This window comes from Kosakonia sp. YIM B13571, assembly GCF_042788095.1.
Classification (GTDB): domain Bacteria; phylum Pseudomonadota; class Gammaproteobacteria; order Enterobacterales; family Enterobacteriaceae; genus Kosakonia; species Kosakonia quasisacchari.
In genome coordinates, this window is record NZ_JBHZPL010000005.1 from 13,626 (window position 1) to 34,660 (window position 21,035).

Consider the following 21,035-nt stretch of genomic DNA (forward strand, 5'->3'; position numbering starts at 1 on the left):
CCCGCCTGCCTGTAAAGTACCAAAGATGAGGATTTCACGGATCCGGTAAAAAGAGGATAATAACTGCCTGTTTTTCCTTAAATAAAATTTTAATGAATCTTCAGCGTTTTATTACGGAATATGACGAATCACTCAGCGGTGAATTGAATATTGACCCTCTTGGTCAATTGATTGTCTGGTCCTCTTTCGGGCAGCAGATTTTTCGCAACCGTATTAGTTCCGTAGCCAATGATGTTCGTCACTACACACTCAATCTGCTTCACCATTATGTTATTCGCAGCGTTCTCAGTGATGATAAAACGCAGCTCGGCGACGCATTACAAAAAATCTATGGCGGCAAAAAGGATGTGAAACTGACGCACGCCTGTTTGATTTTCTTAGAGAATATTTACACCTTGTCGATGTGCGATAGCCAGAGCAAAAAAGGTGTCGTCACCACCGGCGTGCTGGGCATCGTTAAAGCCCGCGATAAATTCGCGGAATTTGAAAATAACCCACGGCTTATTTTCGGCCACGGATCGGACAGCCAACTGCTGACCCAGCAATTATTTCTCGGCACCAACGGGCGTTATAAAACGCCGATGATGAATATGCATTTCTTCAATCAAAAATATCATTATCAGTTGGCAGAAGGCATATCCGCATGGCAACAGGCCGGGCACTTTATTTTACAAACACCGCAGCTAAAAACGCTTTTTCGCCTGTTATGCGCCTGTCTGAAAACGCAGCTTGGCGTGCGGCTTCAGCAAGGGCTCACGCTGCGCTTTGCCGATATTGATAACAAAATTACCCGCGCGTATGTGCAGGCATTTCGCTCGGCGCAATATGTTGGCCGTTACGCCAAAGATTTCTGGCTGGCGATGACCCGTTTACGCGAAGGCGCTTCCGGCGCGCTGTATACCGCCCTTGAACAGGCGCCGAAAAAGTTGCCTGCGGCAGATATTTATCACCAGGCGCTGCGTCTTAGCCATAACGACGCCGATCGCCAGTTGTTGCGCCATATCGTGCATGTTGAACCTTATCTGGCGGCGATTGATCTGTTATTTGCCGGGATATTGCAGCGTAAAAAACAGACATTAGAGGATATTCGCCAGTTCTGGGCGCAGCGCGGGCTGGACGATGAAACGCTGCCGAAACGAGCTGAACAGGTGATAAACGATAAGACGCTGCTGCCCGCGCTTTCCGGCACGGCGCATACCCGCCTTGAACGTTTGCTGAATGTCGCACAAGCCCCTTCTGTTGCTGCGCAAACTATTGAATTACTGAAATATCATGAATACGTGATGCAAAGCCGCGGGCAGTTACCGTGGATAACGCTTACTGGTGAAACGCTAACGTTGCAGGTTCCTGTGCGCACACTGCGCGCCGATCGCCAGAATGACGGCTGGGTTAACGATTATTACATCTCGCAGTTCCGCCATATGCTGCAAGGATTGTGGGGAGTCGAACAGTGAAACTCATCAGCGAATTTAAAGCGCAACTGGCCACGCTTGGCGAGATAAAACGGGTCTGGCTGACCAGCTTTAATATCAATATTGGTTTTATCGAAACGCACCTGCTGCCGGCAGTGCTGGACATGGAAGAGCCGCCAAAAAACCGCAGCGAATTTGAACGCCTGCAATTCGATCTCACCCGCAAAAAGATCGATTTCCGCATCTACTGCGACAAGCGTCTGATAACCCAGGAGCAGCACAAGCGCACGTCGATCACCATTCTGCCGGTTTCCGTGCGCCAAATTGCTCCGCATCTGGATGCCCAAAAAAGCCTTTTTCACCCCAAAGTGATTTATCTCGAGGATGTGCACGGCAATATGATCCTGGGCGCGGGCAGCGCGAACCTGACGCTCAGCGGCTGGGGGCGCAACCAGGAGGCGGTGGATTTTCGCCGTGTCAGCACCAACAAGCAGTATCAGCAGATTAAGTCCTTTTTTACGCAGGTAGACCCGAACATGGCTGTCGACGACGCGTTCCCGGTGCGGCGGAAATTTTCCCATGACGATCCTGACTGGGATTTTATTCATTCCCTTTCCGGTAAAACGCTGCTGAAAGCGCTGGCGAACGGCGACACCATCAAAAAGCTCTCCGTCTGGTCGCCTTACCTGGCGGCAGATTTAGCGGGTTTTATCGGCTCTTTATCCCATGCTTTTGGTAACCCGGCGCTGCGCGTCGATCTGGTGCCCGATCTGGCGCACGGGCGGTTTCTGCGCACGCCAGGCGGGGAAGGTACGGATGCATTGCGCCAATCCGGTCAGTTACGCCTGTGTAAAAACCCGATGGAGCGTGACGAGCGCTCAGAACTCACCCACGCCAAAGTTTGGCTGGCGACGGGGAAAAGCTCAGCAACGCTGGCGATCGGCTCGTGGAATTTCACCGCGCCGGGCTGTAGCTGCGTCAACGTGGATAACACAGACGAGACGCACTGGAACATCGAAGCGGGTATTGTGCATCGCGTCTCGCCGAAAACAAAAATCGTCGGCGCGGTGCTGGATGAAAAGGCATTCGCTTACGCCAGCGCCGAGTTGCTGGAAGCCGAGGGTTTGCACGTTCCCGATCAGTTACCCTTTGATTTACAGGTGCAATTTGACTGGCGCTCGGGCAAATACACCGTATCCGGCGAATGGTTTGACGGCAAATCCACCGCGCAATATGCGCTTCGCTTGCCGGGTATCACGCAGGTGATTCCGCTGGGCTGGCGTGGTAACTCACTGATTGCGCTGCGCGATCTCGTCGCCGATCAGCCGGATGAGGTGTTAACCCAGCACTTTTACACCGTCACCCGCCCCGGCGAGGCGGACTGGCAAGGCGTTATTCACGAAGTGGGGCAGGCGTTTCGCCGGGTGAACGGTTTCGACACGCTGCACGATCTTCTCAATAGCTATATCAGTGATGTCGATCCGCAGGACAACGACGCGGTGCAACTGCGTGAAACGCTGCGCGATGGCGATTCGGCAGAAGATGCGCCGCCGGAGGAAAAGCCGCCGATACAGACCAGCGCCACCAGCTATTTCCGCCTTTTCTACGCGCTGGAAAAACGCCGCGAACAACTCGAAACCCTGAACGATGATGCTTCGCTGCACTACTGGTTGTTCACGTGCCCTGGCTGTTTGCTCGAGCTGGTGGAGAAAGTGCGCGAAAACCTCGCCGCGCAACCGGGAACGCTGTTTGGCTGGTTTATGGCTAACGAGGTGCAAAGCCTCTGCCAACTGGCGAAAAAACGCTACCGCAAAAAGAGCCTCGCCGCCCACGCGTGGCCGAAACTTGTCATCGACATTCCGCCATTACCGGTAAAGGGAAAACAGCGCCAGCAGTACCTCGACGCGATAAAGCAAAGGTGTGGATATGAAGCCTGATAACTGGAAAGCCATTACCCCGCAGGCGGTGGCGGAAAAGATGAGTTTTGACGCGTCGCAAGACGACTGGCAATACAATGCCCAGGAAGCTTCTATGGCCGCACGTCAGGCCGAAGGTGTCGCCGGGCTGTGGAATATCCTCGCAAAACGCCAGCTGGCGCTACTTGCTGATGAAGTGGGGATGGGCAAAACCTACCAGGCGATTGGCGTGGTGCTCCAGCTCTGGCATAAAAAGCCCGACGCGAAAATCCTTATCCTCGCGCCCAATAAAGACATTTGCCTGCACTGGAAACGGGAATACAAAACCTTTTTGCAACATCACTATCGCGCTAAAAATCCGAAGATTTGCAATGCCCAAAGGGAGCCGGTACATGAGGCGCGCATTTTCACAAGGCTCGCCGAGCTTCAAGCGGATCTCCGCGAATCGCGGGGGAATTTTTACCTGACCACCATCCACTCGCTCAGTGGGCTTGTCCCGGTGGAGGAGAAAAATAGCAGCAATATGCAAGCATGCGCGGCGCGTGAAGCCGGGAAAATCCATGCGCAAATTAAAGCGATGCTGGGCGAGCAGGGGTTTGATCTCATCATCATTGATGAGGCGCACTACTTCCGTAACCGCGATGGCAAATCCCAGCGCGCGGCGGCGGCGAAGCGCTTTTTTGGCGAGGACGATAACCGCTTAGGGCAACGAACGTTGTTACTCACCGCGACGCCGAATCACTCTTCATCACGCAACGTTGCCGATATTTTGCGTTACTTCCTCGACCCGGAAGCGATTAGCCCCGACGGCGATGCGAAAACGCTGTTAAAAACCTTTGCCATTCGCCGCTTGCGGCAGATGCAGGGCAAAGGCGTGACCAACAATAAATATAACTACCGCCATGAGCAGGCGACGGCGGCGGATTTTACCGACAACCCGGATGCGGAGCTCTTTTTCGCCCTCTACCAGCGCGAGCTGGTAAAGACGCTGGGCGCGAAAGGTGAGCGCCGCCAGTTCCAGTATGGCTATCTCGAAGGGTTTGAATCGACGGGCATTGTGGCGAAAGAGGACAACGAAAGCGGTGAAGAGAATTCGGACGATATGGCGAGAGACGCCTTTCACCAGGCGCCGGACTCCCGCTTGCTGGCGGAGCTGACGCAAGCGTTTCAGGATATCTACCACCGCTTTCCGGATCACCCGAAATATGGCGCACTGGTCAAGCAGTGTGTGCCCGAACAATGGTTTACTGCGCCACGCCCGCTGTATCGCGATAAACATCTGGTGTTTGTGCGTCGCATCCCCTCGGTGCGAGAAATTACTCAGCGCATCAACGCCGAATATGACGAACTGATGGCGCGGGAGATGATCTCTGCGTGGGGCGTTGAATCTGCGGATGAGACGCTAAAAGCATGGCGCAAAAGCGGCTGGTCGCGTAAGTATTTCAATCGCTTAACCCAGGCGGCGCATGTGTTGCAAGAGGCGTCCGAGTTCCTGGATGACGAAGCCGAGAGTAACGAAGACGAGGAGAGCAACGAGCGCAAGCAAAGTGAGCTGAAGCTCTCATCGAAAATCGCCGATCTGTTTGTGGTGAAAAGAAGCGGTGAGAAGCGAACCGACTGCACCAACGTCAGCCAGCGTTTTCGTCGGGCTGAAAGCCTGTTTTCCCTGTTTCTGGAGCCTGCGGCGGATTATCGCTGTGCGCAATATGCCACCTATTACCGGCTCACCGATCGCCAGCGCGATAACTTTGGCGATGCGGCGCGCGACGTTCGCCTGCAAATGTGGCCTGCTGCGCAGCGTCTTGCGCGTAGCGAAAAGGTGCAAGAGAACCGTTATGAGCAACCGCTGCAAACGGCCTGGGGGATGATGTTTCCGCTGCTGCCCGCGCATTGCCAGCAGCAACTCCGTGACTGGCAGGCAAGCAATCCGGCGATTGTGGAAAACCTCGCTAACTACCTGAAAACGGGCTACGTCTTCGCCAGCCCGGTGATGATGGAACTCTACTGCTGGTTTATCCGCTTTAGCCGCCAGAGCACCACTTCGGATGTGCAAAAGCGTTACCGCGATTTTACCGCCAGCATTGCCGCTAAACTGCCGGGATCGTTACTGCTGCGCTATTTTATCAATGGCATTGAAACCTTCGAGGCGATGTGTGAAAAAATCACCGATCACCCGTTGGCCGACTGGGAAACGCCGTGGCGGGAACTGACCAACCTCTCAAGCCCGGCGTGGTACGCCAGCGGTCAAACCGATAACCGGCAACGCTTGATCCTCGGGTTCAACAGCCCCTTTTATCCCAACGTGCTGGTGGCAACGTCTGTGTTCCAGGAAGGGGTGAACCTGCATTTGCAGTGCAACCAGGTGCATCACTACGGGATTGCCTGGACACCGGGCGACAACGAGCAGCGCGTGGGACGCGTCGATCGGCTGTTTGGTCGCGTCAACCACCTGTTAAAAGAGCACGGGACGACGGAACTGCGCATTCACTATCCTTACCTCGCGCAGTCGCTGGATCAGGATCAGCTCGCCGCATTCATCCAGCACAAACGGAATTTTGAAGCGAAGCTCGATGCCTGCGACTTTGATCAATTCAGCCGGGATATCAATCTCAACGATGAAACCGGCGGTTGGGAGGCGGCGCTGCGCAAACCTCAGGCCGACCTTAAACCGGTCGATCCTTATCCGGCTGAATTTGCCGGGGCAACAGACCCGGCAAAGTAACTAAGCTTCGACTGGATCAGGCTCTGTCGGCCCAGGCGGGCATTGACGTCAGGTAGCGAACGGCGCGTTTACGCGCTTCTTCGTTACCGACGTGCTGCCAGGAATCCAGATACTGCGCAAGGCCGGAAACGGCCTCGTCCCAGGATTTCAACTGGCCTTCGCTGTCGGTACACCAGACACAATATTTATCGTTGGGGCCACGGGACTCCGGTGCGGATAGCGGCATTCCGCAGGAGTGGCAGTGGGGTTCAGGGTGAGACATGATGTGCTCCTTGTCAGTGAGTTGAACGATAAATATACAGAAACGCCTGGCGGGAAACTGTTCATCCGCTCATAAAGCCAGATTGTTTTCATGGTTATTGTGGGCGGCATGTTGTTTTACACTTTTCGTTCACTTCGCAGGGAGGATGGCATGGCAGATTACTGGTGGAAGGATCTTCGCGATCGCAATGAGAGCTGGCAGGGGCTGGAGCTGATAGTGCGTGAAGGCGATGGTCAGGCGATGGAAATACTCAGCGGGCACAACGGACGCATGGCGTTGCAGGTTAATGGTAAGACGCTGTTTTGGGCCACCATGCTGAACGATCATTCGGGTGTCTGGCTGGTGTTCAACGCTGAACATCCTTGCCAGGAATTGTTGTTGCCAGCAATCTCATCGGCCGATGTGGAAAGCGCCAAACGCGCGGGCGAAGATAACTGGACAAGCCACTGGTGCCGCTATTTTGCCCGCCAGTTGATGGACGCGCCAACCCCGCTGCTGGCACCGCGCCGCTGGTTGCTGCGCCCGATGGAGCAGGTCAAACCTACTGCGCCGTATGTCCTCAATAAACCGCTACCGTTTGAGCAGTGGCAATTCCATACACCTGCCAGCAGCGCGCAAATCAGCGTCAACTGGTCGCTGTGGAGTGAGGATTTTCCCGATCTGCAAAACCCGGAGAAGGTCACGTTTGTCGACTGGTGGTGGAACGGTCACCTGCTGCTGGCGCGTTACCCGGTGGATCCTCTCAGCGGGCGCGTGAAATGGTGGCGCAAGAAGTGCCGCGAGGGCGAGTTGCCGCCGATTCTGGTGTGGTTTATTGCCGGGCTGGCGTCGTTTGTGATCCTCGACGGACACGATCGTTTGCAGGCGGCGCTGGCGGAAGGTATTCAACCGCAATTTCTGGTGCTCAGCGAGCTTAGTGAACACAGCTATACCCCCAATGAAGAGACGCGGGAGCGGGTGCTGCATTCGCTGGCTCTCCAGCAGGAGAAGTGCAAAAAAACCGGTGCCAATATTGATGCAATGAACCAGTCGCTGCTGAACCTGTATGACACCCGTTATCTTTACGCCCCGACGCACAGCCGCGCGGTGCTGGGCGATGGCAAAAGCTGGGAACGCGACGTCACCGATTATTTGCAGCGCCATCAGTTGGATGGATATCTGGCAAAGATACTTTCGCGGGAAGAGTAAGGAGAGAGCGCCAGCCGTTGCCGTATTTTCAAGCGCTGGCGTGTGAGTAAATGCTCACTGGGGCTGGTTCACTGGTTTTGCCGATTGCGCTGGCTAATCTGTTTATCCCGGTGGGTTTTATACCCGACGCATTTTTGCGACAAACCTATCACGCAAACGCGCGAGCCTCTTTGCTGGCGTTTAGATAATACTGGAAAGGCAAAGGGAATCATCGCTAAAAAGGAGAATTACCCCGCGTCCTTGCGGGGCTGAATGGCTTATTTCACGGCTTGCAGCGCCGTTTTCTCGACGTATGGCTTCATCAAGGTATCGGCTTCTTTCTGCGCCGCTTCAGCGGCGGCTTCCGGGGTGACTTTCTCATCGTTCACCACCGCAGCGAGTTGGTTTTCCATCGCTTTACGCACCGCGACCGTTTCGTAAGTGGAGTACCACGGATGGGCATATTGCAACTGCTCCAGCGCGATCGCCGCCCGCGGATCCTGTTTCAGATAGTCCTTCATTTCTGCCGTGTCGTAAGCAGCTTTACGCGGTGAGAAGTAACCGGTGAAGCGGCTCCAGGCACCGTTCACTTCCGGGCTGACGAGATAAGTCAGGAACTGATAAGCCGCTTTTTTCTGTGCATCGTTGATGCCCTTAAAGCTCACCAGGCTGGCACCGCCAATCGGCACGGCGCGCTGCTCCTGGGCGGGCATCATCGCCACACCCAGCTCGAAATCTTTGGTGTTCTCACGCATAAAGCCCAGCGCGCCGGTGCTCAGCATCGCCATGCCCAGTTTGCCAGAGAAGAACGCGGCGCTGATCTGCTTGGAGTTCAGCACGCCGGAGGGCATCACTTTGTCTTTGTAAATCAAATCCTGCCAGAAGCGCAGCGCGCCGATGGTGGTTGGCGCGTTGTAATAGACTTCGCCGGGATAGTTTTCGTTGAAGTAGTTACCGCCGTTGGCGCGCACCAGCGAAGAGAAAATCCAGCCGCCGTAATCGTCGTTGGTCGATGGCAGCATAATGCCCCACTGGCCTTTGCTCTGGTCGGTGAGTTTTTTCGCGTCGTCGAGCAGCTCTTTCCAGTTCTGCGGCGGCTGTTTGATGCCCGCCTGGTCGAACATCGTTTTATTGTAGTAAAGGATCGGCGTCGAGTTGTGGAACGGAATGGCATACGTCACGCCCATTACCTGCGCGTTTTTGTGCATGGCAGGCCAGAACGCGGTTTGCAGGAAATCTCCCGCTTTTTTGTCGCCATATTTGAACAGCTCGTCCATCGGCAGGATTTCATCTTTCAGCGCCAGGTCGGTGGTGAAGTTGGCGGACATGATCACCAGTGCAGGCGGCTGGCCCGCTTTCTGTGCGGATTCGGCTTTCATTTTGGTGGTGTCATAACTGCCGGTGAAAATCCCGCGCACTTCCACCTCTTTTTGTGAGTCGTTAAACGCTTTGATGACGCGCGTCATCTCCATTGTCAGTTTACCGTCCACCGGGGCCGGAAACATGAAATCAATCTTCTCCTGCGCCATCGCAGTGCCGCTAATGGCAAGGGTGATGGCGTAAGTAAGCACTCGCAGCGTCTTTGGCAGAGGCTTATGCATGGTCTTTCTCCTGGTGTAAGTTAAGCAAGGTTTGCGCATCAAAAAGGTGGCTATCAAGGGGTGAAAAACCGACGCGGAGAGTGTCCCCTTTGTTGGGCACATCGCCTCTGTGACGGCGGATATAACGCAGGTTGCCAATGGGCGTGCTGATGTGCAGCTGGTAGTCCGCGCCCATCAGTTCCCGCTGAATGACGCTGGCGGGCAGTACCACCTGGCCGGTTTCCGGCGTATCGGTAATGTGTTCCGGACGAATGCCCAACCACACGTCGGTGGCATTGCGCGCATGGGTCGGTAACGGCAGGTGTTGCTCATCCAACAGCACGTTGCCATTGGCGCACGGTAGCGATAACAAATTCATCGCCGGAGAGCCGATAAACCCGGCGACAAACAGGTTCGCCGGGTGCGCATACAAGTGCTCCGGGCGGCCCACTTGCTGCACGTGGCCACCATTCATCACCACAATGCGATCGGCCATCGACATGGCTTCGGTCTGATCGTGGGTGACATAAATGGTGCTGGTTTTGAGCTGCTGGTGCATCGCCATAATGCTGTCGCGCACCTCAGTACGCAGGCGCGCATCAAGGTTGGAGAGCGGCTCGTCCATTAAAAACAGCTTCGGGTTACGCACAATGGCGCGCGCCATTGCCACGCGCTGGCGCTGGCCGCCGGAGAGTTTTGCCGGTTTTCTTTCCAGTAGCGCGTCGAGTTGTAACATCTGCGCCACGTGGTCGAGGCGCGGCTGCCAGCTGGCTTTCTCTTCGTGGCGTACTTTCATGCCGAAGGTGATGTTGTCGCGTACGGAAAGGTGCGGAAATAACGCATAGTTCTGGAAGATCATCGCGAAATTGCGCTCGCGCGGTGAACGCGTGGTGATGTCATCGCTGTCGAGCAGTATCACGCCGTCGCTGACGTTCTCCAGCCCGGCAATCAGCCGCAGCAGCGTACTTTTACCACAGCCGGAAGGGCCAACCAGCACCACAAATTCACCGTCGTGGATATCCAGTGACAGGGCGTTGAGCGCCGGTTTGCCATCGAACTGTTTGCTTATGTTTTGCAGTCTTAACATGGGCTTAACGCTCATCCACCGGGCAACTGATGCTTTCGTTGTATAACCACGGGCCCGCGTAATGCGACAGCGGATGCAGGTAGCTAACCCACTGTTCGCCAATCTGGCGATGCATCAGGCATGACGGCGGTGACATGTCGTAGTACGGGCGCGTATCTTCGTGGCAGTACGGCACCTGGTGCACCGTCGCCGGGATAGTGGCAATCGTCGCCTGGCGATACTGTGTCATGGTCAGGCTGTGGTTGTGACCGCAGAAAATGCGCGTTAGCGCCGGGAAGCGTTCCACCAGTTTTAGCAACAGATGACCATTTTCGCAGGCGATGCGATCCATCTGCGCGTTACCGAGCGGCAGCGGCGGGTGGTGCATAAATATCGCGGTCGGTTTGTCTTTGCTGTTGCTAAGCTGCGCTTCCAGCCAGCTCAGCGTGTCGTTGGTCAGCCAGCCTTTCGATTCCCCGGCAAGGCTTGAATCAATGAACAGCAGGCGAGTGGCGAAGTCATCAATCGCATAACGCATGTTCTGCGGATCGTTGCCCAGATGCGGGCACAGCGGGTGTAAGTATTCAAGGAAGTGGGCTTTATCGTCGTGGTTGCCAGGAATGACAAACAACGGATAGTCGAGGCTGCCGAGGATCTGGCGCGCCACGCGGTACTCTTCCGGGCGACCGCAGTTAACAATATCGCCGCTTAGCACGACCGCATCCGGGCGTTCACGCAGCGCGTTAAGCTGACACACGACATCGGCATTCCCGGCGTTGATATCAATAAAGCCGTACAGCTTCTCGTTCTGGCTGCGAAAATGGGTATCTGAAATTTGCGCTAAAAACATCACTCAACTCCTTATTTAATCCCGGAAAAGCCAAAGCTCCGGAGAAACTGCTTTTGAAAAGCGATAAACGCGACCATCAGCGGCAGGCAGACCATCAACGTCCCGGCACTGATCATGCCCCACTGGCCGCCGGATTCCGCGCCCATGGCGAATGACACCAGCCCGACTGTCAGCACCTGTTTGTCCGGGTCGTTGAGCATCATCAGCGGCCATAAATACTCGTTCCAGTGGTAGGTAATGCTGACGGTGGCGAAGGCCAGCACCGACGGCCACGACATTGGCAACATCACGCGAAACAGCACCTGCCACCAGCGGCAACCTTCCATCAGCGCCGCTTCTTCGATCTCTTTCGGAATTGCGAGAAATGCCTGACGCATCAGGAACACGCCGAACGCCGAAGTGAAGTAGGGCATCATCACGCCGGTCAACGTGTTGAGCAGGCCGAAGGTTTTGAGCGTCAGCATGTTGGGGATCATCATCACCACCGGCATGATCATCAGTTGCACCAGGAACAGGATGAACAGCGTTTTCTTGCCGCGAAATTCGTGGCAGGCAAAGACGTAACCGGCGGTAGTGATGGTGAAAAGCTGTACGAAGAAAGTGCCGAAGGCGAAAATGAGCGTGTTGGCGTACAGGTTCAGCCAGTTGGCGCTGTCCCACGCGTCGCGGAAGTTATCCAGCGTGAGCGGGAAGCGCGGCAGAATCGACGCCATCCCTTCACCAAAAGTGGTGGCGCTAAAAGCAGACGAAAGCATCCAGATAAACGGGCTTACCCACAGCAGCGCCAGGCAAACCATCAGCACCGCCAGGGTCAACGGGCGGGAGTGACGCAGACGCAACCACAACGGGCGCGGTATGGACGTGCTGCGGTTAATGGCAGGGGAAACATCAACGCTCATAATGCGCTCCTCTTTCCAGCAGTTTCAGGTTGACCAGCGAGAAGACGAACAGCCCGACCAGGGTAAGAAAGGTGGCCGCGGAGGCTTTGCCCAGATCGTGGGTATCCCAGGCGAGGTTTTGAATGTAATAGAGCAGCACAGTGGTGGCGTTGTCCGGGCCGCCGCGCGTCATCACCGCCACATGGTCGATCTGGGTAATGGAGTAGATAAGCGCGGTGGTTACGACAAAACTGATGGTCGGGCGCAGCAGCGGCAGCGTCACCTTGAAGAACACCTGTGTGGCGGTTGCGCCTTCCATCACCGCCGCTTCGCGCGTCGACGCGGGAATACCCTGCAAGCCGGCAAGAAAGAACAACATGTAATAGCCCGCGAATTTCCAGACGCCAATCAGCGCCAGCGCAAACAGCGCGCTGTTGCTGCGGCCCAGCCAGTTGTTGTTCATCGGGCCAAAGAGTTGCGCCAGGTAATGATCGAGCATGCCGAGGCCAGGCATAAAGATAAACAGCCACAGCGCGGCGGCACTGACCATCGGGATTATCATCGGAAAGAAAAAGGCGGTGCGCAGCCAGCGGTTAATGCGGTGGTTTTCCCACAATGCCACTGCCAGCAGCAGCGCCAGCGTGACGCCCGGGATCACCGTCAGCAGGAGATAAACCAGGTTATTGAACAGCGATTGCCAGAACACGCTGTCATCCAGCAGACGGGCGAAATTTCCCAGCCCGACATATGGCGCATCCTGGCTCGCCATACGGGTGTCGAACAAACTGTCGTACACCGAGCGTAATAGTGGAAAGTAAGTAAACAGCGCCAGAAACAGCAGTGAAGGCGACAGAATCAGCCAGGGAAGCCAGTATTTTCTCATAAGTGCCTGAAAGCGAATTTACGGGGTTCGAAAGCCAGAGAGTCTGTGAAAAAAATGCTGCAATAGGATGGCGCGCAAATGACTGTTTAGTGAACAGGTGTTCACCGTGAGGCGCTGGCAGGAAATTGGGGCATTACGGATAAAAAAGCCCCGCGTCCTGCGGGGCAAATTTCTCGCCTTTCACGAGGCGATCAGAAATCCATTTTGACGGTGAACTGCACTTCGCGCGGATCGCCAATCTGGTTGCCCAGGTTGTTGGTAGCAATCGACGAGGTGTAGTAGGTCTTGTCGAAGATATTTTTCAGGTTTACCTGCAACGTTACCGGGTATTGCTGCTTCATTTTGTAAGCGGCGAACGCGTCGGCAACCGCGTAGCCCGGCAGGTAATAATCCGCGCCGTTGGTCGCTGAGCGGCGGCTAACGCCGTGACCGCCGCCGCCGAGGGTTAACGTATTACCGGCAAAGACGTTATGAATGTCGTATGTCAGGAACAGAGAGCCGGTGTGGCGCGGCACGTTCGGCAGTGGTTTACCCGCATAATCGGGATCTTCCAGCACTTTTGCCGCGGTGTAGCTGTAGCTGGCAATCACGTTCATGTTCGGCGTCAATGAACCGGCGAGATCCATCTCCACACCTTGTGATCGCACGCGTCCGGCGGTTTTTGCCACGGTGTCGTCGCCGACGATTTCGTTATACAGCACGTTACGTTTGTGAATATCAAATGCCGTAATATTGGCGGTAACGCCGCCGAAAAGGTCGAATTTCGCGCCCACTTCGTAAGATGTAGAGGTTTCCGGCGGTAAGTCGCCGATATAACTGGCGATAGACGATTGCGGCATAAAGGCTTTCGCCACATTACCGAAAAGAGAAACCGATGGCGTGAGTTTGTAGACCAGGCCAAATTTCGGTGTCCATTTTTCGTCGCTGCTATCGGTGTTGACGTTAAACGGGCGGCCTTTCCCGGCGTACTGGGTATAATACTGGTAACGCATCCCGGCAACGGCGATCCATTTATCGGTCAGGTATAACGCGTCCTGCGCATAAACCGAGTAGCTTTCCTGCTTGATGGTTTGATCGCTGTCGGAGGCGGAGACGGAAGTACACTTGCTGGCATTGCCATAACGTGGGTTGTAAATATTGAAATCTTTGACGTTTTTACAGCGGATCATGTCAGTACGCAGCAGATCGTAATATTCATACGAAACGCCGGTTAGGATCTCATTATAAAAACCGCCAATGTTTACATTACCCTGCAAGTCAGCACGCGTGGTGTGCATGTGCTGCGTGGAACCTTGCGTTGCATCCACACGGCGCGTCAGGTTGCCGGTGGCGGCATCGTAAGCCATCACGCGTGACTGGTTATCGCTGTATTTATCCTGGCTGAAGCCGTACTCCACTTTCCCGGTCCATTCACTGTTAAAGCGGTATTCGGCGTTTAACTGCGCGATGTCAGATTCGCCGTCGGTAATGTTAAATGGCTCATCGAAGCGGGTTTTTCTGTCGACATTTACCGGCTGTTTGGTGGTGAGATCGAAGATTGTGCCGCGATCGAATGGTGTCTGGTAATCGCGGTGGGAGTAGAGCACGTTAACGGTGGCGTTATCACCAAACCACGTCAGCGACGGTGAAATAAAGGTGCTTTTTTCTTTGCCAAAATTACGCCAGTAATCTTCATGTTGATACTCGCCAATCAGGCGATACGCCAGCCGGGTGCCTTCAATCGGGCCGGTGACATCAAACTGACCCGTTCCGCCACCAAAGCTTGAGGATGTGGCAGAAACGGAACCACCAAATTGGGTTTCCGGGCGTTTCGTGACCACATTGATAAGCCCGCCGGGATCGAGAATGCCGTACAGCGTGGACGCCGGGCCTTTCAGCACTTCAACGCGCGACACGTCGGCATTAAAGCTGCGCGGCACCACCGTGCGCAGACCGTTGGTCATGATTGAGCCGTCGCGGTTGGCACCAAATCCCCGGCGCACGAACGCATCCTGCGTGCCGCCGAGCGTGTTGGTTTGTACCACGTTGCTGACGTTATACAGCGCTTCATCAAGGCTGGTGGCGTGCTGATCTTCCAGTACTTTATCGCTCACCGTGTTGACCACCTGCGGAATATCCAGCAGCGGCATGGATGTCAGCGTTGCGGTGGAAGAGCTGATCGGCTGGTAGCCGGATGTCGCCTGTTTATCGGCGGAAGAGGCACCCGCCAGCACGGTGATGGTATCACCATCTTTGCTTTGTTCCGGCTTGTCTGCCGCGTGTGTGAACGGTGTGAAAGCCGACCCTAAAAAGAGCGCAGAAAACAGCGCGCGCCCTTTCAGCCCGGAAATACAACGAGTTAACTCAGCCATTTAATCTACTTTTCCCGAAAGACCCTGAACAACGCAGGAGTGAACGTTTTTATCTTTAATTGCCCGATTGCGCGACTCTACCCGTTGGCTGCAATTTTCAGCGTCGGATATGTAATTGAGAATCATTCAATCATGAGGCTTTGTAGTAGTAAACGGAAAATGAAAGAAATTTGCTACAGCGGATTCAGGCTTAAAAAGTGACTCGGTAAGCTGCGAGGAATTCTGGTTAATTGTTTGAAAATGAATAATTTATTTTAACTTCTTGTTAGGGTGTTTTTTTGTAGTGACACAAAATAAAGGGTTGTTGGTTTCGCTTGCAGTGGCACTTGACTACTACAGCGGCAAACGGCAATATCGAAAAGAGAATGAGATTTATTTTTGTTTGATGGTTTAGTGCGCGGCTATTTTCATGAGCGTGCGGCGCAGGAGTCAACATGCCACAGCAAGTGGAAAATCAAGCCGAAGGGCAAGGGATCGTGCTGGAAAGCCTGTCGGCGGGTTACCACAGCAAGGTGATTGTCGACAACATTACGCTTTCGATCCCGCCAGAGAAAATGACCGTGCTGGTCGGTGCTAACGGCTCCGGTAAATCCACGCTGCTCGGCACTATCGCCCGTATGCTCAAACCGCTGGGCGGCAGCGTGCTGCTGGATGGCAAAGCCATTCATCAACAACCCACCAAAGCGATTTCCCGCCAGTTAGGTATTTTGCCGCAATCGCCGATTGTGCCGGAAGGGCTCACCGTCTTTGAACTGGTGTCGCGCGGGCGTTTTCCGTGGCAGAGCTTTATGCGCCAGTGGTCGGAAGAGGATGAACAGGCGGTAATTGACGCACTGAATCTGACCGGCACCGCTGAATTCGCTCACCAGACGGTAGACAGCCTCTCTGGTGGCCAGCGTCAACGCTGCTGGATAGCAATGGCGCTGGCGCAGCAAACGCCGGTGATCCTGCTTGATGAACCGACAACTTTTCTCGATCTGCGCTACCAGGTGGAGATCCTTGAACTGCTGCATTCACTGACCCGCGATCACGGCCGCACCGTGGTGGTGGTGTTGCACGATCTTAATTTCGCTGTTAACTACGGCGACACGCTGGTGTTCCTCAAGCACGGGCGCTTACAAGGTGTGATTCACGAAGGTGAGGCCTGCACGTCGGAAATGATTAAAAGCGTGTTTGATGTTGACGTGCAGATGTCGATTAACCCGCTGACCGGAAAACCCTTTTTTATGCCGTTTCGGAAACCGGGTGGAACGGGCGCATGAGTAGCATGGTCCTCTCTGCCCGCTGTCGTGCCGGGCGCGTTGGTATGGCCTCGCTTGTACTGGTGTTATTAGTGCTGGCGGCATCTGTCGCGCATCTCGGCCTTGGCGCGCGCTATATCGCACCGCCGACGGTCATCCACGCGCTGCTGGATTTCGATCCGCGTAACTTCGATCACCGCGTCATTATCAGCCTGCGTTTGCTGCGCCTGGTGGCGGCGCTGTTCACCGGCGCGGCGCTCGGCGTGGCCGGAGCATTGTTGCAATCGGTCATCCGCAACCCCTTAGGTGAGCCGCATATTCTGGGGTTGAATTCCGGTGCCGCGCTGGCGGTCGTGGCTTGCACAGCGCTCGGCATTCGCCTCGGCGATGGCGCATTCAGCCGTCCGTTGATTGCCGCAGGCGGCGCGGCGCTGCTCTTTTCGCTGGTGATGGCGCTTTCATCTGCAGGGCGTTCGGGTTTTACGCCGATGAAAGTGACGCTGTGCGGCGTGGCAGTCTCGACGTTTGCTTCTTCAATCACCGCCGCGATCCTGATCCTTGATGAGCAAACGCTGCTCAGTATGCGCACCTGGCTGGCGGGCGATCTTGCAGGGTTGAGCTGGGCGCAGATCCAGCATGCGGCGATGGCTGCCGTTATCGGTTTTGCGATGGCGTTGTGGCTCGCTCCGGCGCTGAACATGCTGACGCTGGGCGACAACATGGCGCGGGGTTTAGGTGTGTCGCTGATGCGAACGCGCGTGTTGTCACTGGTCGCAATTGCACTGCTGTGCGGTGCGGCGGTGTCGGTCGCCGGGCCGATTGGTTTTATTGGCCTGGTGGTGCCGCATGTGGTGCGCCGTCTCGCCGGGGATGATTTACGTGTTGTTGTGCCACTCTCGGCTTTGGGCGGCTCGCTGTTGTTACTGGTGGCGGATATTGCCGCCCGCATGCTGCTGGCGCCGCAGGAACTGGCCACCGGCGTGATGACCGCGCTGGTGGGTGCGCCACTGTTTATTGCGCTGGCGGCGAGGTTTTTCAAATGAGCGACCTGTTGCCGCGCGCAGGATTACGCCGTTTGCGGGTGGGTGGTTTTTCCCGCCTGCTGCGCCCGCATGCACTGATGTGGATTATGGCCCTCGCGCTGCTGGCGCTGGCGTTACTGCTGACGGGCGTGACACAGGGTTCGTTGCCGGTTCCGGCATCTTCTATTGGCCGCGCGTTATTTTTGCCACAGGTGCTGAGCGCCGATCAGCAGTACGTGGTGTGGGACATTCGCCTGCCGCGCGTGCTGATGGCGCTAATGTGCGGGGCGATGCTGGGGATGGCGGGCGCGGCGATGCAGTCGATAACCCGCAACGGGCTGGCGGATCCCGGCTTAATTGGTGTGAAAGAGGGCGCGAGCGTGGTGGTGCTCACGCTGGTGCTGTGCTTTCCGGCCGTCGGCTTAGTCTGGCGACCGCTGGCCGGTATGGCAGGGGGATTGTTTGCCGCCGGGTTGGTGATGGCGCTGGCGCGGGATGTGTCCCGTCCACGCTTTGTGCTGCTTGGTATTGGTGTTTCCTGGACCTTCGCCGCCGGGATCGGCGTGTTTATGACCACGGCTGATGTGCGCGATGTGCAGACCGCGATGATGTGGCTGGCAGGCAGCCTGCATGTTGCCACCTGGCCGTTGCTGATGGTGGCGCTGTGCTGGGCGGTTCCGGCAACGTTGATTTTGCTGGTAACCGCGCGCGCGGCGGATGTCGCGTTGCTCGGTAACCAGGCCGCGACCGGGTTGGGCGTGCGCCTTGCGCGCCTTGAGCTGCTGCGCTTTATCGCGCCAGTGTTGCTGACTGCCGCCAGCGTTTCCTGCGTGGGCAGTATCGGTTTTGTCGGCCTGATTGCTCCGCATATGGCGCGCTTTCTGCTGCGCGGTGGCCAGCGGGCGCTGCTGTGGGGAAGCGCAATGCTGGGCGGATTGCTGGTGTTGCTGGCGGATTCGCTTGGACGGCTGGCCTTTGCGCCACTGCAAATTCCCGCCGGGATTGTTATCTCGCTGATTGGCGGGCCGTTTTTCTTGCTGCTGCTGTGGCAGCGGCGCGATCGTTTATAACCCTTAAAGGTCTTGTATGCGCTTACTTTTTTCGCTGCTGGTGCTGGTTGGTCTGAGTGCCAGCGCCGCAGAACCGACCCAAGTTTTCACCGATGATCTCGGGCGCGTGGTGACGGTGCCATTGCACCCGAAACGCATTGTGTCGTTGCACGATCTCGATATCACTATTCCGTTGATTGAGCTAGGCGTACCGCCGGTCGCCAGCCACGGGCGTACGCGCCCGGACGGCACCCATGTGCTGCGCTCCAGTGGCATGTTGACCGGTGTCGATTTTGACAATTCAGCGATTAAATTTATTGGTTCAGCGGATATCGACATTGAAGCGGTGGCGGCGGCAAAACCGGATTTGATCATCACCGAGCCCAGCCGCAACACGCCGGTTGAACAGTTAGAGAAAATTGCGCCGACCGTGAGCATCGATCATCTGGAGGGCGGTGCGCCGGAGATTTACCGCAAGCTGGCGCAATTAACGGGGACGCAGGCGCGCTTTGCGATCCTTGAGCGCCGTTATCACGAGCAGATCGCCGCACTGAAAAAAACCATTGATACCAGCAAGATAACCGTGTCGGTCATTCAGGCTAACAATGGCAAGATTAATGTGTTGCACAGTTACCACTCGCTGGGGCGCGTGCTGCGCGATGCCGGTTTCCGTTTTCCGCCACTTATCGACAGCATCCCTGACGGCGGGCGCATCGACGTCAGCGCCGAGCGGTTGCCGGAACTGGATGCCGATTTCGTTTTTGCCACCTGGCGCGGCGATACCGGCGGTAAACCGCAGGATGAAATGGCGGCCATGGATGCGGTGATGCCGGGCTGGTGTGATTTCCTCACGGCCTGCCGCAGCGGGCATTACGTGCTGATTTCGCGCGAAGAGGCGATCTCCAATTCGTTTGCCTCGCTGAGCCTGATGGTGGCGCAGGTGCAGTCGCAAATTGCTGGTCGACCTTTATCGGCAGCCAAATAAGGGCGCACGATGCTGAACCCAAAAAAAGCGAAAAATCGCGTGGATGTGTATGGAGAGCGCTTTCGGGCGCGGGCGCATACGTTGTCGTCGCGATTGCAGGTTGTGGCGCGTTATATCAATGAAAACCGTGAAGTGGTGCTGGAGCATACGGCGATTGAGATAGCCAGGGCGACGCAAACCTCCGATGCCACGGTGGTGCGCGCGATTCAGGCGCTGGGTTTCGCCGGGCTTCGTGATTTGAAGCAGACGCTCGAGCACTGGTTCGGCCCGTCTGTCTCCTCGGCGGAAAAGATGAGCACCACGGTGAATGCGCTCTCTTGCGACGTCAATTCGGGCATTGATTTCGTGCTCGAAGGGCACCAGCACACCTGCGAAATCCTCTCCGCGCCGGATAACCGCTACGCGATTGCCCAGGCGGTCGCGCTGCTGATTGAGGCGCGGCAGGTGGCGATTTTCGGCATTGGCGCATCGGGGATTCTGGCAGAGTATGCCGCGCGGTTGTTCAGCCGCATCGGGTTACCCGCCTCCCCCCTCAACCGTACCGGGATTGCGCTGTCTGAACAGCTTATCAATTTGCAACGCGGCGATGTGCTGATCATGATGGCGCAGAAATCGGCGCACCGGGAAGGGCTGACCACGCTGAAAGAGACGCGGCGATTGGGCATCCCGGTGATTTTGTTGACCAACGCTGTCGATTCGCGTTTTAGCCAGCAAGCGGATGTAGTTATCCATGTCCCGCGCGGCGGCGAGAAGGGTAAGATCCCGCTGCACGGCACCGTGCTGCTGTGTCTGGAGATGATCATCTTGTCGGTCGCGTCAGCGACGTCGCAGCGGGCAATTAAAACGGTGAAACGCATTAATGAGTTTCACCGTGGGTTAAAACCGGGCGGGAAGAAGGGTTAAGAGATAAACATCAGCGGTGATACGCCAAAACGTTTGGCTAACTTCTTAATATGGTTGAGGTTAAGCTGGCGCTCGCCGTTGAGGACTCTGGATACCATCGATTTGCTGCCAATTTCCTCCTGAAAATCAGACGTCGTCAGTTGGTGCTGATCCATCAGTGTTCTGAGCACCGCAAGTCCTGTCGGCATCGCCGCCATCTCTTCACGCAAGGCGATAATTTCCGGTTGGTTATTTTCGTAAGCACTAATTTTCGCACAAACGATATCTACCAGCGGGCTATCGGGATTGTCCATTAACAGCTGTTCTACCAGTTCCAGCGCATCCTGATAGTCTTTCTCCGTCGGATGTTCTCCCAGCAGCGGGACCGCAGCGATGAGCGCATGGGTGGCTTTTAATGCATCAGCGACGATCATTTTTTCTTCCCCTTAGTACGATGCTGTTCGGTAAAACGGTCGTATTCCTTATGTGTGAAGATATGGCGCACATAAAACTTTTGGCTTTCGAAAAAGATCAGTGCCACAACCCTTAAATTATTATTCGCAATATCAATAATGTAATGCTTACTCAGATATTTGAAGTTATCCAGTGTGGGATACAACTTCTTGAGATCCTCTGGCGTTGGGCAATACGCTTTTTCGATGGTTTTCGCCAGAGTGAGTAGCGCAACTTTGTGTTGAGGGAAGCGTAAGACTGCTTCCTGAATCGCCTTCAATGATATTAAGTGCATTCCTTTACCTTGTGCGTCCGT

Annotated in this window: 18 protein-coding genes; 9 read left to right on the top strand and 9 right to left on the bottom strand. The window is 55.7% G+C overall.

Annotation, left to right across the window (positions count from 1 at the left end; all coding sequences use genetic code 11):
- Positions 1–92 precede the first annotated feature (92 nt).
- The 3 genes from ACFX4O_RS14015 to ACFX4O_RS14025 are packed head-to-tail and all read left to right on the top strand — an operon-like array spanning position 93 to position 6,050.
- A complete protein-coding gene (locus ACFX4O_RS14015; protein ID WP_380208912.1) occupies positions 93–1,454 on the top strand; it encodes a hypothetical protein in 1,362 nt (453 codons plus the stop codon).
- Positions 1,451–3,349, top strand: a complete 1,899-nt coding sequence (locus ACFX4O_RS14020; protein WP_380208914.1) for a hypothetical protein — start codon at positions 1,451–1,453, stop codon at positions 3,347–3,349. The genes ACFX4O_RS14015 and ACFX4O_RS14020 overlap by 4 nt, the downstream gene beginning before the upstream one ends.
- On the top strand, positions 3,339–6,050 hold the full coding sequence (locus ACFX4O_RS14025) for a DEAD/DEAH box helicase (RefSeq protein WP_380208916.1): 2,712 nt from the start codon (positions 3,339–3,341) through the stop codon (positions 6,048–6,050). The genes ACFX4O_RS14020 and ACFX4O_RS14025 overlap by 11 nt, the downstream gene beginning before the upstream one ends.
- Before the next feature lie 16 nt (positions 6,051–6,066).
- Here the strand turns inward: ACFX4O_RS14025 and ACFX4O_RS14030 are convergent, their stop codons facing one another.
- Positions 6,067–6,312, bottom strand: coding sequence for a zinc ribbon domain-containing protein (locus tag ACFX4O_RS14030; RefSeq protein ID WP_131412805.1), 246 nt, complete (start codon positions 6,310–6,312; stop codon positions 6,067–6,069).
- 150 nt (positions 6,313–6,462) lie between these two features.
- Here ACFX4O_RS14030 and ACFX4O_RS14035 point away from each other — a divergent pair, with 150 nt between their 5' ends.
- Positions 6,463–7,500 carry a hypothetical protein gene (locus ACFX4O_RS14035; RefSeq protein ID WP_380208918.1) on the top strand — a complete coding sequence of 346 codons (1,038 nt, stop codon included), beginning with the start codon at positions 6,463–6,465 and terminating at the stop codon, positions 7,498–7,500.
- A gap of 257 nt (positions 7,501–7,757) precedes the next feature.
- Here ACFX4O_RS14035 and ACFX4O_RS14040 read toward each other — a convergent pair whose 3' ends face one another.
- From ACFX4O_RS14040 to ACFX4O_RS14065, 6 genes are all read right to left on the bottom strand, one after another.
- On the bottom strand, positions 7,758–9,080 hold the full coding sequence (locus tag ACFX4O_RS14040) for an ABC transporter substrate-binding protein (protein ID WP_380208920.1): 1,323 nt from the start codon (positions 9,078–9,080) through the stop codon (positions 7,758–7,760).
- Positions 9,073–10,146 (bottom strand): ABC transporter ATP-binding protein, encoded by a 1,074-nt coding sequence (locus tag ACFX4O_RS14045; RefSeq protein ID WP_380208922.1) that lies wholly within the window; start codon positions 10,144–10,146, stop codon positions 9,073–9,075. Before ACFX4O_RS14045 ends, ACFX4O_RS14040 begins: the two co-directional genes overlap by 8 nt.
- 4 nt (positions 10,147–10,150) lie before the next feature.
- Positions 10,151–10,975: a phosphodiesterase gene (locus ACFX4O_RS14050; protein WP_131412797.1), complete on the bottom strand. Its 825-nt coding sequence runs from the start codon at positions 10,973–10,975 to the stop codon at positions 10,151–10,153.
- Between the two features lie 11 nt (positions 10,976–10,986).
- Positions 10,987–11,874, bottom strand: a complete 888-nt coding sequence (locus ACFX4O_RS14055) for a carbohydrate ABC transporter permease (RefSeq protein WP_380208924.1) — start codon at positions 11,872–11,874, stop codon at positions 10,987–10,989.
- On the bottom strand, positions 11,864–12,736 hold the full coding sequence (locus ACFX4O_RS14060) for a carbohydrate ABC transporter permease (protein WP_380208926.1): 873 nt from the start codon (positions 12,734–12,736) through the stop codon (positions 11,864–11,866). Before ACFX4O_RS14060 ends, ACFX4O_RS14055 begins: the two co-directional genes overlap by 11 nt.
- Before the next feature lie 191 nt (positions 12,737–12,927).
- Entirely contained in the window at positions 12,928–15,087 is a 2,160-nt protein-coding gene (locus tag ACFX4O_RS14065) for a TonB-dependent siderophore receptor (RefSeq protein WP_380208928.1), read from the bottom strand.
- 434 nt (positions 15,088–15,521) lie between these two features.
- Between ACFX4O_RS14065 and ACFX4O_RS14070 the strand changes: the two genes are divergently transcribed.
- The 5 genes from ACFX4O_RS14070 to ACFX4O_RS14090 are packed head-to-tail and all read left to right on the top strand — an operon-like array spanning position 15,522 to position 20,287.
- Entirely contained in the window at positions 15,522–16,349 is an 828-nt protein-coding gene (locus tag ACFX4O_RS14070; protein ID WP_131412789.1) for an ABC transporter ATP-binding protein, read from the top strand.
- A complete protein-coding gene (locus ACFX4O_RS14075; RefSeq protein WP_380208930.1) occupies positions 16,346–17,371 on the top strand; it encodes a FecCD family ABC transporter permease in 1,026 nt (341 codons plus the stop codon). The genes ACFX4O_RS14070 and ACFX4O_RS14075 overlap by 4 nt, the downstream gene beginning before the upstream one ends.
- Positions 17,368–18,420 carry an iron ABC transporter permease gene (locus ACFX4O_RS14080; protein ID WP_131412785.1) on the top strand — a complete coding sequence of 351 codons (1,053 nt, stop codon included), beginning with the start codon at positions 17,368–17,370 and terminating at the stop codon, positions 18,418–18,420. Before ACFX4O_RS14075 ends, ACFX4O_RS14080 begins: the two co-directional genes overlap by 4 nt.
- Positions 18,421–18,436: 16 nt before the next feature.
- Positions 18,437–19,384 carry an iron-siderophore ABC transporter substrate-binding protein gene (locus tag ACFX4O_RS14085; protein WP_380208933.1) on the top strand — a complete coding sequence of 316 codons (948 nt, stop codon included), beginning with the start codon at positions 18,437–18,439 and terminating at the stop codon, positions 19,382–19,384.
- Between the two features lie 9 nt (positions 19,385–19,393).
- On the top strand, positions 19,394–20,287 hold the full coding sequence (locus ACFX4O_RS14090; RefSeq protein WP_380208934.1) for a MurR/RpiR family transcriptional regulator: 894 nt from the start codon (positions 19,394–19,396) through the stop codon (positions 20,285–20,287).
- On the opposite strand, the gene ACFX4O_RS14095 is transcribed toward ACFX4O_RS14090, so the two are convergent.
- Both ACFX4O_RS14095 and ACFX4O_RS14100 read right to left on the bottom strand, forming a co-directional pair.
- Positions 20,284–20,700 carry a type II toxin-antitoxin system HigA family antitoxin gene (locus ACFX4O_RS14095; protein WP_131412779.1) on the bottom strand — a complete coding sequence of 139 codons (417 nt, stop codon included), beginning with the start codon at positions 20,698–20,700 and terminating at the stop codon, positions 20,284–20,286. The genes ACFX4O_RS14090 and ACFX4O_RS14095 overlap by 4 nt on opposite strands.
- On the bottom strand, positions 20,697–21,014 hold the full coding sequence (locus tag ACFX4O_RS14100; protein ID WP_131412777.1) for a type II toxin-antitoxin system HigB family toxin: 318 nt from the start codon (positions 21,012–21,014) through the stop codon (positions 20,697–20,699). Before ACFX4O_RS14100 ends, ACFX4O_RS14095 begins: the two co-directional genes overlap by 4 nt.
- Between the last annotated feature and the right edge of the window lie 21 nt (positions 21,015–21,035).

Coding starts and splice junctions, on each gene's coding strand:
- ACFX4O_RS14065 (WP_380208928.1), bottom strand. CDS start 15,087: ATGGCTGAGTTAACTCGTTGTATTTCCGGGCTGAAAGGGCGCGCGCTG.
- ACFX4O_RS14095 (WP_131412779.1), bottom strand. CDS start 20,700: ATGATCGTCGCTGATGCATTAAAAGCCACCCATGCGCTCATCGCTGCG.
- ACFX4O_RS14075 (WP_380208930.1), top strand. CDS start 16,346: ATGAGTAGCATGGTCCTCTCTGCCCGCTGTCGTGCCGGGCGCGTTGGT.
- ACFX4O_RS14030 (WP_131412805.1), bottom strand. CDS start 6,312: ATGTCTCACCCTGAACCCCACTGCCACTCCTGCGGAATGCCGCTATCC.
- ACFX4O_RS14100 (WP_131412777.1), bottom strand. CDS start 21,014: ATGCACTTAATATCATTGAAGGCGATTCAGGAAGCAGTCTTACGCTTC.
- ACFX4O_RS14090 (WP_380208934.1), top strand. CDS start 19,394: ATGCTGAACCCAAAAAAAGCGAAAAATCGCGTGGATGTGTATGGAGAG.
- ACFX4O_RS14070 (WP_131412789.1), top strand. CDS start 15,522: ATGCCACAGCAAGTGGAAAATCAAGCCGAAGGGCAAGGGATCGTGCTG.
- ACFX4O_RS14045 (WP_380208922.1), bottom strand. CDS start 10,146: ATGTTAAGACTGCAAAACATAAGCAAACAGTTCGATGGCAAACCGGCG.
- ACFX4O_RS14055 (WP_380208924.1), bottom strand. CDS start 11,874: ATGAGCGTTGATGTTTCCCCTGCCATTAACCGCAGCACGTCCATACCG.
- ACFX4O_RS14085 (WP_380208933.1), top strand. CDS start 18,437: ATGCGCTTACTTTTTTCGCTGCTGGTGCTGGTTGGTCTGAGTGCCAGC.
- ACFX4O_RS14025 (WP_380208916.1), top strand. CDS start 3,339: ATGAAGCCTGATAACTGGAAAGCCATTACCCCGCAGGCGGTGGCGGAA.
- ACFX4O_RS14080 (WP_131412785.1), top strand. CDS start 17,368: ATGAGCGACCTGTTGCCGCGCGCAGGATTACGCCGTTTGCGGGTGGGT.
- ACFX4O_RS14060 (WP_380208926.1), bottom strand. CDS start 12,736: ATGAGAAAATACTGGCTTCCCTGGCTGATTCTGTCGCCTTCACTGCTG.
- ACFX4O_RS14040 (WP_380208920.1), bottom strand. CDS start 9,080: ATGCATAAGCCTCTGCCAAAGACGCTGCGAGTGCTTACTTACGCCATC.
- ACFX4O_RS14050 (WP_131412797.1), bottom strand. CDS start 10,975: ATGTTTTTAGCGCAAATTTCAGATACCCATTTTCGCAGCCAGAACGAG.
- ACFX4O_RS14015 (WP_380208912.1), top strand. CDS start 93: ATGAATCTTCAGCGTTTTATTACGGAATATGACGAATCACTCAGCGGT.
- ACFX4O_RS14035 (WP_380208918.1), top strand. CDS start 6,463: ATGGCAGATTACTGGTGGAAGGATCTTCGCGATCGCAATGAGAGCTGG.